Source organism: Rhodococcoides kroppenstedtii (genome assembly GCF_900111805.1).
GTDB classification, from domain to species: Bacteria; Actinomycetota; Actinomycetes; order Mycobacteriales; family Mycobacteriaceae; genus Rhodococcoides; species Rhodococcoides kroppenstedtii.
The window spans coordinates 14,566-29,989 of the sequence record NZ_FOJN01000001.1; the positions used below are offsets into that span (position 1 = coordinate 14,566).

13 protein-coding genes and 2 tRNA genes are annotated in these 15,424 nt (G+C 70.0%); 3 read left to right on the top strand and 12 right to left on the bottom strand.

Features of this window, described 5'->3' with window-relative positions; genetic code table 11:
- Window positions 1-41: 41 nt before the first annotated feature.
- A complete protein-coding gene (leuC, locus tag BMZ18_RS00080) occupies window positions 42-1,448 on the bottom strand; it encodes a 3-isopropylmalate dehydratase large subunit (protein ID WP_068364441.1) in 1,407 nt (468 codons plus the stop codon).
- A 102-nt stretch (window positions 1,449-1,550) separates the two neighbouring features.
- Here leuC and BMZ18_RS00085 point away from each other — a divergent pair, with 102 nt between their 5' ends.
- The gene (locus tag BMZ18_RS00085) at window positions 1,551-2,258 is read left to right on the top strand and encodes an IclR family transcriptional regulator (RefSeq protein WP_068364444.1); all 708 of its coding nucleotides are present in this window, start codon (window positions 1,551-1,553) and stop codon (window positions 2,256-2,258) included.
- Window positions 2,259-2,413: 155 nt separating this feature from the next.
- Here BMZ18_RS00085 and BMZ18_RS00090 read toward each other — a convergent pair.
- From BMZ18_RS00090 to BMZ18_RS00110, 5 genes are all read right to left on the bottom strand, one after another.
- A tRNA-Glu gene (locus BMZ18_RS00090) sits at window positions 2,414-2,486 on the bottom strand.
- Between the two features lie 97 nt (window positions 2,487-2,583).
- A tRNA-Gln gene (locus BMZ18_RS00095) sits at window positions 2,584-2,655 on the bottom strand.
- Window positions 2,656-2,764: 109 nt separating this feature from the next.
- The gene (locus BMZ18_RS00100; RefSeq protein ID WP_235606482.1) at window positions 2,765-3,781 is read right to left on the bottom strand and encodes a YihY/virulence factor BrkB family protein; all 1,017 of its coding nucleotides are present in this window, start codon (window positions 3,779-3,781) and stop codon (window positions 2,765-2,767) included.
- Window positions 3,762-5,216, bottom strand: coding sequence for a glutamate--tRNA ligase (gltX, locus tag BMZ18_RS00105; RefSeq protein WP_170851424.1), 1,455 nt, complete (start codon window positions 5,214-5,216; stop codon window positions 3,762-3,764). The genes BMZ18_RS00100 and gltX overlap by 20 nt, the downstream gene beginning before the upstream one ends.
- A gap of 2 nt (window positions 5,217-5,218) precedes the next feature.
- Window positions 5,219-5,989 (bottom strand): fumarylacetoacetate hydrolase family protein, encoded by a 771-nt coding sequence (locus BMZ18_RS00110; RefSeq protein ID WP_068364446.1) that lies wholly within the window; start codon window positions 5,987-5,989, stop codon window positions 5,219-5,221.
- A 110-nt stretch (window positions 5,990-6,099) separates the two neighbouring features.
- Between BMZ18_RS00110 and BMZ18_RS00115 the strand changes: the two genes are divergently transcribed.
- Window positions 6,100-7,302, top strand: a complete 1,203-nt coding sequence (locus tag BMZ18_RS00115; protein ID WP_244516359.1) for an MFS transporter — start codon at window positions 6,100-6,102, stop codon at window positions 7,300-7,302.
- Between the two features lie 31 nt (window positions 7,303-7,333).
- On the opposite strand, the gene BMZ18_RS00120 is transcribed toward BMZ18_RS00115, so the two are convergent.
- The 5 genes from BMZ18_RS00120 to BMZ18_RS00140 form a co-directional block, all read right to left on the bottom strand.
- Complete coding sequence (locus BMZ18_RS00120; protein ID WP_068363503.1) at window positions 7,334-8,347, bottom strand: 3-isopropylmalate dehydrogenase; 1,014 nt, start codon at window positions 8,345-8,347, stop codon at window positions 7,334-7,336.
- A gap of 29 nt (window positions 8,348-8,376) precedes the next feature.
- Window positions 8,377-9,972 (bottom strand): phosphoglycerate dehydrogenase, encoded by a 1,596-nt coding sequence (serA, locus tag BMZ18_RS00125; RefSeq protein ID WP_068363505.1) that lies wholly within the window; start codon window positions 9,970-9,972, stop codon window positions 8,377-8,379.
- 177 nt (window positions 9,973-10,149) lie between these two features.
- Window positions 10,150-11,163, bottom strand: coding sequence for a ketol-acid reductoisomerase (gene ilvC, locus BMZ18_RS00130; RefSeq protein WP_068100559.1), 1,014 nt, complete (start codon window positions 11,161-11,163; stop codon window positions 10,150-10,152).
- A 91-nt stretch (window positions 11,164-11,254) separates the two neighbouring features.
- Entirely contained in the window at window positions 11,255-11,758 is a 504-nt protein-coding gene (gene ilvN, locus BMZ18_RS00135) for an acetolactate synthase small subunit (protein ID WP_068100557.1), read from the bottom strand.
- Window positions 11,755-13,680 (bottom strand): acetolactate synthase large subunit, encoded by a 1,926-nt coding sequence (locus tag BMZ18_RS00140; RefSeq protein WP_068100555.1) that lies wholly within the window; start codon window positions 13,678-13,680, stop codon window positions 11,755-11,757. Before BMZ18_RS00140 ends, ilvN begins: the two co-directional genes overlap by 4 nt.
- A 367-nt stretch (window positions 13,681-14,047) precedes the next feature.
- Here BMZ18_RS00140 and BMZ18_RS00145 point away from each other — a divergent pair, with 367 nt between their 5' ends.
- Window positions 14,048-14,431: a PH domain-containing protein gene (locus tag BMZ18_RS00145; RefSeq protein WP_169817726.1), complete on the top strand. Its 384-nt coding sequence runs from the start codon at window positions 14,048-14,050 to the stop codon at window positions 14,429-14,431.
- A gap of 48 nt (window positions 14,432-14,479) precedes the next feature.
- Here BMZ18_RS00145 and BMZ18_RS00150 read toward each other — a convergent pair whose 3' ends face one another.
- A complete protein-coding gene (locus tag BMZ18_RS00150) occupies window positions 14,480-15,361 on the bottom strand; it encodes a DoxX family protein (RefSeq protein WP_068363508.1) in 882 nt (293 codons plus the stop codon).
- Between the last annotated feature and the right edge of the window lie 63 nt (window positions 15,362-15,424).

Below are 15,424 nucleotides of genomic sequence, written 5' to 3' on the forward strand. Positions count from 1 at the left end.
GACTCCTCGTGCGATTCGGTGGTGCGAGCGGGCGGGGGCCGTCAGTCCAGGTCGGCCGGCGCGGACAGTCGACCGCGGACCGCGGTGGCGGCGGCGACGGCCGGCGACACCAGATGGGTCCGCCCGCCCTTGCCCTGTCGCCCTTCGAAGTTGCGGTTGGACGTCGATGCCGAGCGCTCGCCCGGCGTCAGCTGGTCGGGGTTCATGCCGAGGCACATCGAGCATCCGGCCTGCCGCCACTCGGCGCCGGCCGCGGTGAAGATGGCTCCGAGACCCTCCTCTTCCGCCTGGGCGCGCACCCGCATCGAGCCGGGCACCACCAACATGCGCACCCCGTCCGCCACACGACGACCGTCGAGGACGGACGCCGCCACCCGCAGATCCTCGATGCGCCCGTTGGTACAGGATCCCAGGAAGACGGTGTCGACGGCGATGTCGCGCAACGGCGTTCCCGCCTCGAGGCCCATGTAGCCCAGAGCCTTGCGCGCGGCCTGACTCTCGCCGTCGTCGGCGATGCGCTCCGGGTCCGGCACGGAGGCGCCGAGAGGAGCGCCCTGACCCGGGTTGGTGCCCCACGTGACGAACGGGGTCAGCGTGGAGGCGTCGATGCGCACCTCCTTGTCGAAAGTCGCGCCCTCGTCGGTGTGCAATTGCGACCAGGCCTCGACGGCGCGGTCCCAGTCGGCCCCCGCCGGTGCGTGCGGGCGGCCCTGCAGGTACTCGAACGTGGTGTCGTCCGGCGCGATCATGCCCGCACGCGCTCCGGCCTCGATCGACATGTTGCAGATGGTCATTCGCGCTTCCATCGACAGCTTCTCGATGGCGGACCCGCGGTACTCGATGACGTGGCCCTGCCCACCGCCGGTGCCGATCTGCGCGATGACCGCGAGGATCAGATCCTTGGCGGAGACGTCGTCGCCGAGTTCGCCGTCGACGGTGACCGCCATGGTCTTGAACGGACGCAACGACAACGTCTGCGTCGCCAGCACGTGTTCGACCTCGCTGGTGCCGATGCCCATGGCGAGCGCGCCGAACGCCCCGTGCGTCGAGGTGTGGCTGTCGCCGCAGACGACGGTGGTCCCGGGCTGCGTCAACCCCAGCTGCGGACCGATGATGTGCACGATGCCCTGCTCGAGATCACCCATCGAGTGCAGGCGGATGCCGAACTCCTCGCAGTTGCGCCGGAGGGTGTCGACCTGAGTGCGCGAGACGAGGTCCGCGATCGGCTGGTCGATGTCCACGGTCGGGACGTTGTGGTCCTCGGTCGCGATGGTCAGATCGGGCCGACGGACGGCGCGGCCGGCCAGGCGCAGACCGTCGAACGCCTGCGGGCTGGTGACCTCGTGGACGAGGTGGAGGTCGATGTAGATCAGATCGGGCTGGTCGCCCTCACCGCGCACGACCACGTGCTCGTCCCACACCTTCTCCGCCAGGGTCCTGGGTGCCATGCCGTTCCTCCTTCGCCTCCGTCGCGGACCCGGAGTCCACCGGGCACCCGCACCGCGACCGTCGTCCTGCATTCTCACCATGCGAGACGCTAGTATCGCTTCATGGGACATAGTAGCGGCATCGGCGTCCTCGACAAAGCGATGCGCGTTCTGCACGCTGCGGCGGAGGGCCCCTGCTCGCTGGCCGATCTCTGCGACGCCGCCGACCTGCCGCGGGCCACCGCGCACCGTCTCGCCGTCGGCCTCGAAGTCCATCGCATGCTCTCCCGCGACGCGGACGGGATGTGGCGGCCCGGGCCCGCCCTCGGCGAGCTCGCGCGCACCGCGGCCGATCCCGTCGTCGAGGCGTCCGCCCCCGTGCTCCCCCGACTGCGCGAAGCCACCGGGGAGAGCGTTCAGATCTACCGGGTCGAGGGGACCCGCCGGGTGTGCGTCGCCGCCGTCGAGCCGCCCACCGGGCTTCGGGACACCGTGCTCGTCGGGTCGCGACTGCCGCTCACCGCCGGCTCGGGAGCGAAAGTTCTGCTGGCATGGGCGGACCCGACGCTGCAGCGGGCGGTGCTCGCGGACGCCGCGTTCGGTGAACGCGCCCTCGCGGAGGTACGACGGCGGGGCTGGGCGCAGAGCGTCGCGGAGCGCGAGCCCGGGGTCGCGAGCGTGGCGGCGCCGATCCGCGGACACGACGGGCGCGTGGTCGCCGCGATCTCGGTCTCCGGACCCGTCGATCGCATGGGGCGCCGGCCCGGCGCGCGATGGGCGGCCGATCTGCTGGCCGCGGCGGAGAGCATCGAGACGCGGTTGGGTTCCTGACCGGGCGGCGGAGCGCCCGTACGACCCCGGGCGGCGGAGCGCCCGTACGACCCCGGGCGGCGGAGCGCCCGTACGACCCCGGGCGGCGGAGCGCCCGCCTCGACCGCGAAACGACACGAGGACCACTGCTGATGCAGTGGTCCTCGTGTATTACGTAGCCCCGACGGGATTCGAACCCGCGCTACCGCCTTGAGAGGGCGGCGTCCTAGGCCGCTAGACGACGGGGCCAGGATCTTCATGTGAAGCATGCGCTTCGGTGACGCTGGTGGAGCAACCGGACGAGCATAACCGGTGGAGGCCGTCCGACGAAATCGGACATCCTCTGCTGGGGTACCAGGACTCGAACCTAGAATGGCGGTACCAGAAACCGCTGTGTTGCCAATTACACCATACCCCACGGTGGCGGATCATCCGCCGGCTCGACCCGCTCCGATCAGGTGCCCCGGTGCGCTTCGAGCCGTGGAGAACACTACCAAACAGTGTCCGCGATTCACCAAATCGGCAGGTCAGGGTCCGGGTTCCGGCGTCGGTGACGAGTCGGGCTCGCGAAAGCTCACGTCGATCTCCTCGAAACCCTTGCTCCGCTGCGCCTCGGCCTGCGCCGTGTAGGCGTCGCGGTCACCGTCGGTCAGCTCGACGTTGTCCGTGAACGGGGTGAGCAGTGCCCGTGGATGGAGCGTGTCCACCCGCACCACGTTGACCTCGATGCAGAGCACCACGACCAGTGCCGCGATGTAGAGGAACGCGAGGAGACCGAGCACGATCGCGAACACTCCGTTGGTGGTGTCCGCGCCCCCGACGACCGTCTGGACGTAGTACCCACCGAAGGACTGCAGCACCTGCCAGAGCACACCCGCCAGGGCGGCACCCGGCAGGACGTCCCGCACCGTCACCGGCCGGGTGGTGCCGAGCCGGAACGCCACCACGAAGGTCGCGGTGTTGAGGACGACCGCGGCGATCACCACGAAAACCTGTGCGACGGAACCGAAGAAGCCCGCGGCGTTGAACCCGTTGAGGACGGTCACACCGATGACGGCGGTTCCGACCGTGACGAGCAGACCGAATCCGCGGATCCGTGCGGTGATCGGGTCCGGCCGCTCGTTCTTCGGCACGGCCCAGGCCACGTTCATCGCGTTCTGGGCCGCCACCGCGACACCGAGTCCGCCGTACAGCGACCCGACGACGCCGATCACGATGGCGCCCACTCCCCCGCTGAGCCGATCGGGCTGCCCGAGTTGATCCCCGATCAGCGGGATTTGACTCATGGCGGAATCCAGAATTCGTTGCTGCAGATCGGGATTGCCCGCCAGCACGATCCCGAGCGTGGTCGAGAAGAGAAGCAGCAGCGGGAACAGCGAGACGAACGCGTAGTACGCGATCAGGGCCGCGAGATACCCACCCTGGTCGTCGACGAACTTGTAGACGACGGCAAGCGGGTAGCCGACGGCAGGCCGGCGTCGCTGGAAGCGGTCCAGCCGCTCGGTCAACGACGTCGGCCGGGCCTCAGCCGTCGAGTCGGTCACGGGCCGCACGCAGTCGCAGGAGCGAGTCGTCTCGGCCCAGCAGGACCATCGACTCGTAGAGCGGCGGACTCACGTGCGATCCGGTGACGGCCACCCGAACCGGTCCGAACGCCTTGCGCGGCTTGAGCTCCAGTCCGTCCACCAACGCCGACTTCAAGGCCTCCTCGAGTGCCGGAGCGGTCCAGTCCGCCCCCTCGACGGCCGTGATCGCCGCGTCGAGAACGGGCCGCGCGTCCGGGCCGAGGTTCTTCGCCGCGGACGCCGGGTCGACCGTGAACTCCTCCCGCGGGGCCAGGAGAAACTTCAGCAGACCCCACGCGTCGGAGAGGACGACGATGCGCGTCTGCACGAGCTCGGCGGCCTCCGCGAATACGGCGTCGTCCACCCCGATGGGGTGACCGGCGGCCTCCAGGAACGTACGGAGCCGCCCCGCGAAGTCCGCGGGCTCCAGGAGACGGATGTGCTCGGCGTTGATCGCGTCGGCCTTCTTCTGGTCGAAGCGCGCGGGATTGGCGTTGACGGACCCGATGTCGAAGGCCTCCACCATCTCCGCGAGCGAGAACACGTCACGGTCGTCGCGGAAGCCCCATCCCAGCAGAGCCAGATAGTTGAGCAGCCCCTCGGGGACGAAGCCGCGCTCGCGGTGCAGGAACAGATCGGCCTGCGGGTCCCGCTTCGAGAGCTTCTTGTTGCCCTCGCCCATGACGAACGGGAGGTGACCGAACTCGGGAACCCGGTCCGCGACGCCGATGCGGACCAGCGCCTCGTACAGCGCGATCTGGCGAGGTGTGGAAGACAGCAGATCCTCGCCGCGCAGCACGTGCGTGATCTTCATGAGCGCGTCGTCGACCGGGTTGACCAAGGTGTAGAGCGGGATTCCGTTGCCGCGCGTGAGCGCGAAATCCGGCACGGTCCCCGCGCGGAACGTGGTGTCGCCGCGCACGAGGTCCGTCCAGGACAGGTCGTGCTCGGGCATGCGCAGCCGCACCACGGGCTTGCGCCCCTCGGCGAGGAACGCCTCGCGCTGGTCGTCGGTGAGGTCGCGGTCGGCGTTGTCGTACCCCAACTTCGGGTCCCGGCCGGCGGCCCGATGCCGTGCCTCGACCTCCTCGGGAGTGGAGAAGCTCTCGTATGCCTCGCCCGCCTCGAGCAGCGTGCGCACCACGGCGAGGTGCTGATCCCGCCGGAGCGACTGACGGTAGGGCTCGTACGGCCCGCCGACCTCGGGACCCTCGTCCCAGTCGAGACCGAGCCACCGGAGCGCGTCCAGCAGCGCGCGGTACGACTCCTCGGAATCGCGCGCGGCGTCGGTGTCCTCGATACGAAAGACGAAGTCGCCCCCGTGGTGCCGGGCGAACGCCCAGTTGAACAGCGCCGTCCGCACCAGACCGACGTGCGGGGTGCCGGTGGGCGACGGGCAGAATCGAACGCGCACGCTCACTTGTCCACCACCGGGTTGCTCAGGGCGCCGATGCCCTCGATCTCGACTGCGACCGTCTGGCCGGCGACGATCGGCCCGACTCCCTCCGGTGTACCGGTGAGGATCACGTCGCCGGGCAGCAGGGTCATCACGGCGCTGACCCATTCCACGATGGCCGGAATGTCGTGCAGCAGAAGCGAAGTACGACTGCTCTGCTTCGTCTCGCCGTCCACCGTGGTCGTGATGGCGAGGTCGCTCGGGTCGAGCGAGGTCTCGATCCACGGGCCGAGAGGGCAGAAGGTGTCGTGCCCCTTCGCCCGAGTCCACTGGCCGTCGTGCCGTTGGTGGTCGCGCGCGGTGACGTCGTTCGCGGCGGTGTAACCCAGGACCACGTCCAGGGCCCGCGCGGCCGGAACGTCCTTGCAGGGGCGGCCGATGACGACGGCCAGCTCACCCTCGTAGTGGACCTCGGACGAGGAGGGCGGGCGCACGATCGGCGCACCGGGACCCACGATCGAGGTGTTGGGCTTGAGGAAGATCACCGGATCCTGCGGTGCCTCACCGCCCATCTCGGCCGCGTGCGCCGCGTAGTTCTTACCGATGCAGATCACCTTGCTGGCCAGGATCGGCGCGAGGAGTCGGACGTCCGCGAGCGGCCAGGTCCGGCCGGTGAACGTGGGGGTGCCGAAGGGATGTTCGGCGATTTCTCGAGCCGTCCTGTCGTCTCCGTCGCCCTCGATGGACACGAAGGCGACACCGTCCGGGCTCGCTACTCGACCTAAGCGCATGGCGGGAGTCTATCGACGTGCCCGATATCGAGGGCAGACGGCGTGGGGCCTCGGCGCGGACACGGCGTAGGGTGACACCTGCACTCCAAAAGACGAGACGGGATTCTCACATGCTGAGACACCACACGTCGATGCGCAGCACGTACACCGCGTCGACGGCGGGCCGCTGGTGCATGCTCGTCGTCGGCATGCTCGCCACGGCCTCGACGGCCCTCCTGCTCAACGGTGCGGCGTTCCTCATCCCGGCGCTGCAGGATCAGCGGGGACTGTCCCTCGCCGGCGCCGGCGTGGTCGTCGCCATGCCGACCACCGGCATCGTGCTCACCCTTTTCGCGTGGGGAGCGGTCGTCGACCGCATCGGCGAACGCCGCGCGCTGATGGCCGGATCCGCCCTGACGGCCGCGTCCGCGTTCGGCGCGGCATTCTCCGCCGACGTGGTCCCCTTCGCGCTGTTCCTCCTCCTGGGCGGAATGTGCGCCGCGAGCGTGAACTCCGCGACCGGCCGGGTGGTGGTCGGGTGGTTCCCACCCCACCGGCGCGGTCTCGCGATGGGAATCCGTCAGATGTCGCTCCCCCTCGGAGTCGCGATGTCCGCGTTGACGATCCCCGCCCTGGCCCGCGACCACGGCGTGAGCGCGGCCATGCTGCTGCCCGCGATCGCCGCCGCGGTGTCCGCCCTCGCCTGCGTCGTGGCGGTGTACGACCCGCCCCGCCCGTCCCGTGCCGCCGCCTCGAGCGCCGCGCTGCTGCGCAATCCGTACCGCGGTCGCACGGACCTGTGGCGCATCCATGCCGCGTCGGTGGCACTGGTGGTGCCGCAGTACGTCGTGTGGACCTTCGCGCTGGTCTGGCTGATCGACCGCCGGGACTGGTCCGCCGCGGCCGCCGGTGTCGTCATCACCGTCGCGCAGATCTGCGGCGCGGTCGGCCGCATGATCGCCGGCGCGGTGTCCGACCGAGTGGGGAGCCGACTCGGACCGATGCGGGCCGTCTCCGTTCTCGTCGTACTCACGATGGCCGCATTGGCCGTGACGGACGCGCTGAACACCGGGGTCGCCGTCGTCGTCGCGGTCGTTGCCTCCGTCGCGACGGTCTCCCCCAACGGATTGGCGTTCACCGCGGTCGCCGAACGCGCCGGCCCCTTCTGGAGCGGCCGCGCGCTCGGGGCCCAGAACACCGCGCAGTTCGTCGCCGCGTCGGCCGTGCCGCCCACGTTCGGCGCGGTGATCACGCACTCGTCCTACGCGGTCGCGTTCGGCGTCTCGGCCGCGATCGCACTCCTCGCGGTGCCGATCGTTCCCCGCGAGCGCTGACGCACACGCGGGGCACGAGGCGAACGACGCGTCAGAGCCGACCGGTGATGCGCTCGCCGATCTCGGCGGTCGTGCCGGGGGCACCCGGGGTCCGCTCGGCGAGATCGGCCGCGACGGCCGCCTCCACCCGAGCGGACGCGTCGTCCCGGCCGAGGTGCGCGAGCAGCATCGACACCGACAACACGGCGGCGGTCGGATCCGCGATGCCCTGGCCGGCGATGTCCGGAGCGCTGCCGTGCACGGGTTCGAACATGCTCGGGTTGGTCCGCGTCGCGTCGATGTTCGCGCTGGCGGCGAGCCCGATGCCACCGGTGACGGCGGCCGCGAGGTCGGTGATGATATCGCCGAACAGGTTGTCGGTGACGATCACGTCGAACCGTCCGGGGTCGGTCACCAGGTGGATCGTCGCGGCGTCGATGTGCTGGTAGGCCACCTCGACGTCCGGGAATTCGGTCGCCACCTCGGACACCGTGCGGTGAAAGAGCGAACCGGCGAACGTCAGGACGTTCGTCTTGTGCAGCAGCGTCAGGTGGCCACGACGTGCCGTCGCCCGCGCGAAGGCGTCCCGCACCACACGTTCGACGCCGAACCGCGTGTTGACGCTGACCTCGGTGGCCACCTCGTGCGGCGTGCCGACACGCAGGGCACCGCCGTTGCCGGTGTACGGACCCTCGGTGCCCTCGCGCACCACCACCACGTCGATCGGCGGGTTGCCGGCCAACGGCCCCTCGACGCCCGGATAGAGCTTCGACGGGCGCAGGTTGATGTGATGGTCGAGCTCGAAGCGCGCCCGCAGCAACAGGCCTCGCTCGAGCACCCCGCTGGGCACGGACGGATCACCGATCGCGCCGAGCAGGATGGCGTCGTGCTCACGGATCTCGGCGAGCACCGAGTCCGGCAGCAACTCGCCGGTCGCGTGGTAGCGACGAGCGCCCAGGTCGTAATCCGTGGTCTCCACGCCCGGCTCGACCGCGCGCAGAACGTCGAGAGCGACGCCGATCACCTCGGGACCGATGCCGTCTCCGGCCAGAACCGCCAGTTTCATCGTGTTCCCTTCCTTCGCGTCGTCGGTGCTCAGGACAGGTCGACGAGCTCGAGGGTCGACGCACCCACCGCCGCGGCGATGGAGTCGCGCACCTCCGACGGCACGTCCCGATCGACACGCAGCAGGATGGTCGCGCCGGTGCCCTCCGCGTCCTGGCTGAGCGCGGCCGCCGCGATGTCCACGCCGGCATCACCGAGGGCGGTGCCGATGCGGCCGAGCGACCCGGGCCGATCCTCGTAGGTCACGAGGAGGTTCTTGCCCTCGGCACGCAGATCGAAGTTGCGGCCGTTGATGTTCACGATCTTCTCGACGTGCTGCGGGCCGGTCAGCGTGCCCGCCACGTTCAGCACGGTGCCGTCGCCGTACACCGCGCGAACGTCCACGACGCTCCGGTGGTTGGGGCTTTCGGGCGCAGTGGTGACCTCGGCGGTGACGCCGCGCTCCTCGGCCAGCGACGGCGCGTTGACGAAGGTCACCGCGTCCTCGATGACGGCCGAGAACAGACCACGCAGCGCCGACAGCTTGAGAATGTCGACGTCCTCCGACGCCAGCTCACCGCGCACGTCCACGGACAGCGACGTCGGGAGTCCGTCGGACAGAGCGCCGAGCAGGACACCCTGCTTGCGCACGATGTCCAGCCACGGAGCGACCTCCTCGCCGACCGCTCCCCCGGAGACGTTCACGGCGTCGGGCACGAACTCGCCCGCCAGCGCGAGCAGCACCGACTTCGCGACGTCGGTGCCGGCGCGGTCCTGGGCCTCGGTGGTCGACGCCCCGAGGTGCGGCGTCACGACGACCTGCGGGAGCTCGAACAGCGGGCTGTCCGTGCAGGGCTCGGAGGCGTAGACGTCGATACCGGCGGCGAACACGTGCCCACTGGTGATGGCGTCGGCGAGGGCCTGCTCGTCGACCAGTCCGCCGCGGGCGGCGTTGACGACGATCACACCCTTCTTGGTCTTGGCCAGTGCGTCCTTGCCGATCAGACCCTTGGTCTCCGGGGTCTTCGGGAGATGGACGGAGAACATGTCCGCTCGCTCGAGGAGCTCGTCCAGGGAGACCAGCTCGATGCCGAGCTGCGCCGCGCGCGCGGGCGAGACGTAGGGGTCGTACGCGATGATGTGCGTCTCGAAGGCGGCGAGACGCTGCGCGAAGAGCTGGCCGATGCGGCCGAGGCCCACGACGCCGACGGTCTTGCCGAAGATCTCGACACCGTTGAACTTGCTGCGCTTCCATTCATGGTTACGCAGAGTGGCGTCGGCCGCCGGAATCTGCCGCGCGGCCGCGAGCAACAGCGTCACGGCGTGCTCGGCGGCGGTGTGGATGTTCGAGGTGGGGGCGTTGACCACCAGGACGCCGCGCTCGGTCGCCGCGGCGACGTCGACGTTGTCCAGTCCGACGCCGGCGCGCGCGACGATCTTCAGCTTGGTTCCCGCGGCCAGGACCTCCGCGTCGACCGTGGTCGCCGAGCGCACGAGGATGGCGTCGGCGTCGGGAACGGCGGCGAGCAGTGCGGGCCGATCCGGCCCGTCGACCCAGCGGACCTCGACGCCGTCACCGAGGGCGTCGACGGTGGACGAGGCGAGCTTGTCGGCGATGAGGACGACGGGACGGCCTGGCTGGCTCACGTGGGAATCTCCCTGATCGAGTGGCGCCGGGCGGCGATTCGCGCCCGCGCGAGTGGTTCTCGTGGTAGAGCGTGCTTGACGGGAAGGAGCCTAGTGGTGGCCCCGACCCGAGTGCGGGGCACCCTCCGCTCGGGCGAGCGAGAAGATGCCCCGCAGGGGATCGACGAGACGCGCCGGTCAGGCCGTCTCGGTGATCGGGCGATCGACCCAGCTCATGAGATCGCGCAGCTTCTTGCCGGTGACCTCGATGGGGTGCTCGGCGTTCTGCTTGCGCAGGCCCTCGAGCTCGGTGTTGCCGTTCTCGACGTTCGCCACCAGGCGACGCGTGAACTCACCCGACTGGATGTCGGCCAGGATCGCCTTCATGCGCTCCTTGGTGCCGGCGTCGATCACGCGCGGGCCGGAGAGGTAGCCGCCGAACTCCGCGGTGTCGGACACCGAGTAGTTCATCCGAGCGATGCCGCCCTCGTACATGAGGTCGACGATCAGCTTCAGCTCGTGCAGCACCTCGAAGTAGGCCATCTCCGGGGCGTAACCCGCCTCGACCATGACCTCGAAGCCCGTCTTGACGAGCTCCTCGGTGCCGCCGCACAGCACGGCCTGCTCACCGAACAGGTCGGTCTCGGTCTCCTCCTTGAACGTCGTCTTGATGACGCCGGCGCGGGTGCCGCCGATGGCGCGGGCGTAGGACAGTGCGAGCGCCTGCCCCTCACCCTTGGGGTCCTGATCGATCGCGATCAGAGCCGGCACGCCCTTGCCGTCGACGAACTGACGACGCACGAGGTGCCCCGGTCCCTTCGGCGCGACCATGCCGACGGTGATGTTGTCCGGCGCCTCGATCAGGTCGAAGTGGATGTTCAGGCCGTGGCCGAAGAACAGCGCGTTGCCGTCCTCGAGGTTCGGCTCGATGTCGTCCTTGAAGATCTGCGCCTGTGCCGTGTCCGGCGCCAGCAGCATGATGACGTCGGCCCACTGCGAGACCTCGGCCGGCGTGCCCACGCCCAGGCCCTGCTCGGCAGCCTTGTCGCGGGACTTCGACCCTTCCTTCAGACCGATACGGACGTCGACGCCCGAATCGCGCAGGCTCAGCGAATGCGCGTGGCCCTGGCTTCCGTAGCCGATCACGGCGACCTTGCGGCCCTGGATGATCGACAGATCGGCGTCGTCGTCGTAGAACATCTCGACTGCCACTGGTGGTTTCCTCCTCGTCGTTCCGGGCACGGTGCCCGGTGAAAATCTGTGTGTGCTGCTCTACCGCGACGCTGCTTCGTCGCGCATCGCGCTACCGCGACGCGGTGATCGACTTGGGTCCGCGCCCCACTGCCACGACCCCGGATTGGACGATCTCCCGAACACCGTAAGGGTCGAGCATCCGCAACAGCGCCTCGAGCTTGGACCGCGTCCCCGTCGCCTCGACCGTCAGAGACTCCGGCGACACGTCGATCACCTTGGCGCGGAACAGGTTCACCGTCTCGATGACCTCGCTCCGCACGCTGGCGTCCGCGCGCACCTTGATGAGCACGAGTTCGCGAGCGACGGACGCCTCCGGCTCCTGCTCCACGATCTTGATGACGTTGACGAGCTTGTTCAGCTGCTTCGTCACCTGCTCGAGCGGGAACTCGTCCACCGTCACCACGATGGTCATGCGCGAGATCTCCGGAACCTCGGTTCCCCCCACCGCGAGCGAGGCGATGTTGAAGCCGCGGCGGGAGAACAGAGCGGCGACGCGGGCGAGGACGCCCGGCTTGTCCTCGACCAGGACGCTCAGGGTGTGACTGGTGCTCACTGATCGGTACCTTTCGCGTTCTGCTCGAGGGCAGCCTCGGTGACGTCGCCGACCACGCCGGGCTCCTGGGCGGCCTCGGCCTCGTTGTCGAACAGCGGACGGATGCCGCGCGCGGCCTGGATCTCGGTGTTGCTGGTGCCGGCGGCCACCATCGGCCAGACCTGGGCGTCCTTGCCGACGATGAAGTCGATGACCACCGGACGGTCCGTGATGGCCCGTGCCTGCGCGATGACGTCGTCGACGTCCTCCTCGCGCTCGCACCGCAGGCCGACGCAACCGAGCGCCTCGGCGAGCTTGAGGAAGTCCGGGATGCGGATCGTGCCGTGCGTACCGAGCTCGGTGTTGGAGTAGCGCTCCTCGTAGAAGAGCGTCTGCCACTGCCGCACCATGCCGAGGTTGCCGTTGTTGACCACGGCCACCTTGATGGGGATGCCCTCGACCGCGCAGGTCGCGAGTTCCTGATTGGTCATCTGGAAGCAGCCGTCGCCGTCGATGGCCCAGACCTCGGTGTCCGGCAGGCCCATCTTGGCGCCCATCGCGGCGGGCACCGCGTAGCCCATGGTGCCCAGACCACCCGAGTTCAGCCACGTGCGCGGCTTCTCGTACGAGATGAACTGTGCCGCCCACATCTGGTGCTGACCGACGCCGGCGCAGTAGATCGCGTCCGGGCCCGCGGCCTTGCCGATGGACTGGATGACGAATTCCGGCGACAGGGCGCCGTCGGACGGGCGGTCGTAGCCCAACGGGTAGGTGCGACGCACGCCGTCGAGGTAGGACCACCACTCGGTCAGGTCGGTGGACGCGCCCGTGGCGTGGTCGGCGCGCACCGCCTCGACGAGCTCGGTGATGACCTCGCGGCAGTCGCCGACGATCGGGACGTCGGCGAACCGGTTCTTGCCGATCTCGGCTGGGTCGATGTCGGCGTGGACCACCTTGGCGTCGGGCGCGAAGGAATCCAGCCGGCCGGTCACGCGATCGTCGAACCGGGCGCCGAGCGTGATCAGCAGGTCGCTGCGCTGCAGGGCGGCGACCGCGGCCACGGTGCCGTGCATACCGGGCATGCCGAGGTTCAGGTCGTGGCTGTCCGGGAAGACGCCGCGCGCCATCAGCGTGGTGACCACGGGGATGCCGGTCAGTTCCGCGAGCTCGAGCAGCTCGGCCGACGAATCGGACTTGATGATGCCGCCGCCGCAGTACAGGACGGGCCGTTCGGCGGCCGCGATGAGGCGTGCCGCCTCCCGCACCTGCTTGCCGTGCGGCTTGGTCACGGGGCGGTAGCCCGGCAGACGCATCTCCGGCGGCCAGGAGAAGGTGGTGTCGGCCTGCAGGACGTCCTTGGGGATGTCGACGAGCACGGCTCCGGGACGGCCCGAGTTGGCCAGGTAGAACGCCTCCGCGATGGTGCGCGGGATGTCGAGCGCGTCCGTGACCAGGAAGTTGTGCTTGGTGATCGGCATCGTGATACCGGAGATGTCGGCTTCCTGGAAGGCGTCGGTTCCAATGAGGCCGCGTCCCACCTGACCGGTGATGGCCACGACGGGAACCGAGTCCATCTGCGCGTCCGCGAGCGGGGTCACCAGGTTGGTCGCACCCGGTCCCGACGTCGCCATGCAGACACCCACTCGGCCGGTGGCCTGCGCGTATCCGGTGGCGGCGTGGCCGGCGCCCTGCTCGTGACGAACGAGGACGTGGCGAACCTTGGTCGAGTCGAGCAGCGGGTCGTAGACCGGGAGAACGGCACCGCCCGGAATGCCGAAGACGACGTCGACGTCGAGTTCCTCGAGGGCCCGCACGACGGACTGGGCGCCCGTCACGCGCTCCGGCGGGATCGCGCGCCGGTCCGGTGCCGTGGGCACGGGACGGTCGACGGAGGACGGGGTCTTGCGAGGAGCCGGGCCGGGCCGGGCTGTCGGTGCGCTCACTGTGGGTCCTTGGGTTCTCATCCGGGCAAGAAAAAACCCCCGCCAGCAGATGCTGTGCGAGGGTGGCGCGTCGTGGCTGAGCGTCGAGAAGTAGATCGGCTCAGGCGACGACGCGCCTGCCGATTACGAGGAGATCTTCACGCTTCACGTAGGTGAGGTTAAGCGTGCGATGCCGTGCCAGTCAACTACCGAACTACGAATCCCGGGATGTGGGATGGCGTGTGTGCAGTGCGAAGATGGAGGGGTGTCGTCTCCGCAGCAGTCCGAACCACCGCACACAGTCTCCCACACCGGCGACCCCGCACCCGACCGGTCCCCCGCGCCCGACCCCGAGGTGTTCAGGGTCGACCCGCTGACACTCGCCGCGGTGGCCCTCCTGCTCTTCGGGGCGTCGTTCCCCGTCGCGGGGGCTCCCCTCCTGTTCTGGTGGGTGCTCGCGATCCCCGCGTTCGCGGCGTACTGGGTTCTGCGAGTGAGGACCACGGTCGACGGCCGGGGACTGGTCGCCCGTCGTCCCTTCACCACCACCACGGTCGCCTGGTCCGACGTCGCCGGAATCACGTTCCCCCGGTTCGGCTTCGGGAAGGCCGCACTCGCCGGCGGCGGCAGCGTGCCCCTGCCGGGCGTGACCGTGGACGACCTCCCCCGCCTGTCGGCCGCGAGCGGGGGCGCCGTTCCGGACCCGACGCCGCCGACGTCGGAACCCGAGACGGAGTCCGAGCCCGACGCCGGCCGGTCGGCAGAGCAGTAGAGCGCGCCGGCCGGCCGAGCGGTTGAGCCCGGTCGGCCGAGCAGTAGGTCAGGCGAAGGGGTCGGCGCCGTTGAGCAGTACCCACAGGGCGACGGCGCCGCCCACGCCGATCAGCAGTGCGACGAACGATCCGACGAACGGACGGCGCGCCCAGCCGCGGCCACCGTCGACGGCGATGCGACCCGGCCCGGTGAGGACGATCGCGGCCGCGGCCAGAGCCAGCAGCGTCTCGTATTCCACCCCGGTCGGCGCGAAGAACTGCAGACCCGGCTCGGCCACCTGACGGACCAACCAGGCGTTGATCATGACGGCGAGCACCGCGGCGCCGGCCAGCGGCGTCGCCAGACCCAGGATCAGCAGCGCGCCACCGGCGGTCTCGCCGATCGCGCCGAGGATCGACAGCAGACGCGCCTGCTCGTAGCCGGCGCCGGACACGACGTCCTGGAAACCCGACAGGCCCGGCCCGTCGAACCATCCGACCAGCTTCTGCAATCCGTGCACCAGCACGATCGCACCGACGCTCACCCGCAGGATCAGCAGGCCGAGATCCAGGGTGCCGCGCCGCTCCTTCACCTCCGCGGGCGTCGCGGGGGCGACGGGCTCGGGTGTCGCTGCGGTCTCGTACGACGAGGTGGCGGCCGAGTCGTACGAGGGAGTCGCCGCCGTGCCATACGAGGACGGGGCCGCGTCCGAGACCGGGTACGCACGGGTGGCCGTGTCGTCGGAGGACGTGGACGGTCCGGGGTAGGTGGGGATCTTCTCCGTCGCGCGGGTGCCGTCGGTGGCCGAGCGGGACGATCCGTCGAGATCGTCGTCGGTCCGCGGGAGCGACGACGTGTCGTGCCCCAGCCGCTCGGTCGGCTGGTCGTACGGGCTGGACGCCGGCTCGTATCCCGGCGTGGAACGGCGCTTGTCCTCGGAGTCGCTCATGGCGCCGAGCCTAGTTCCGCGCGGCCCCCGGCCCCGGGACCACTCGCCGTGTCGCGCCCGGGT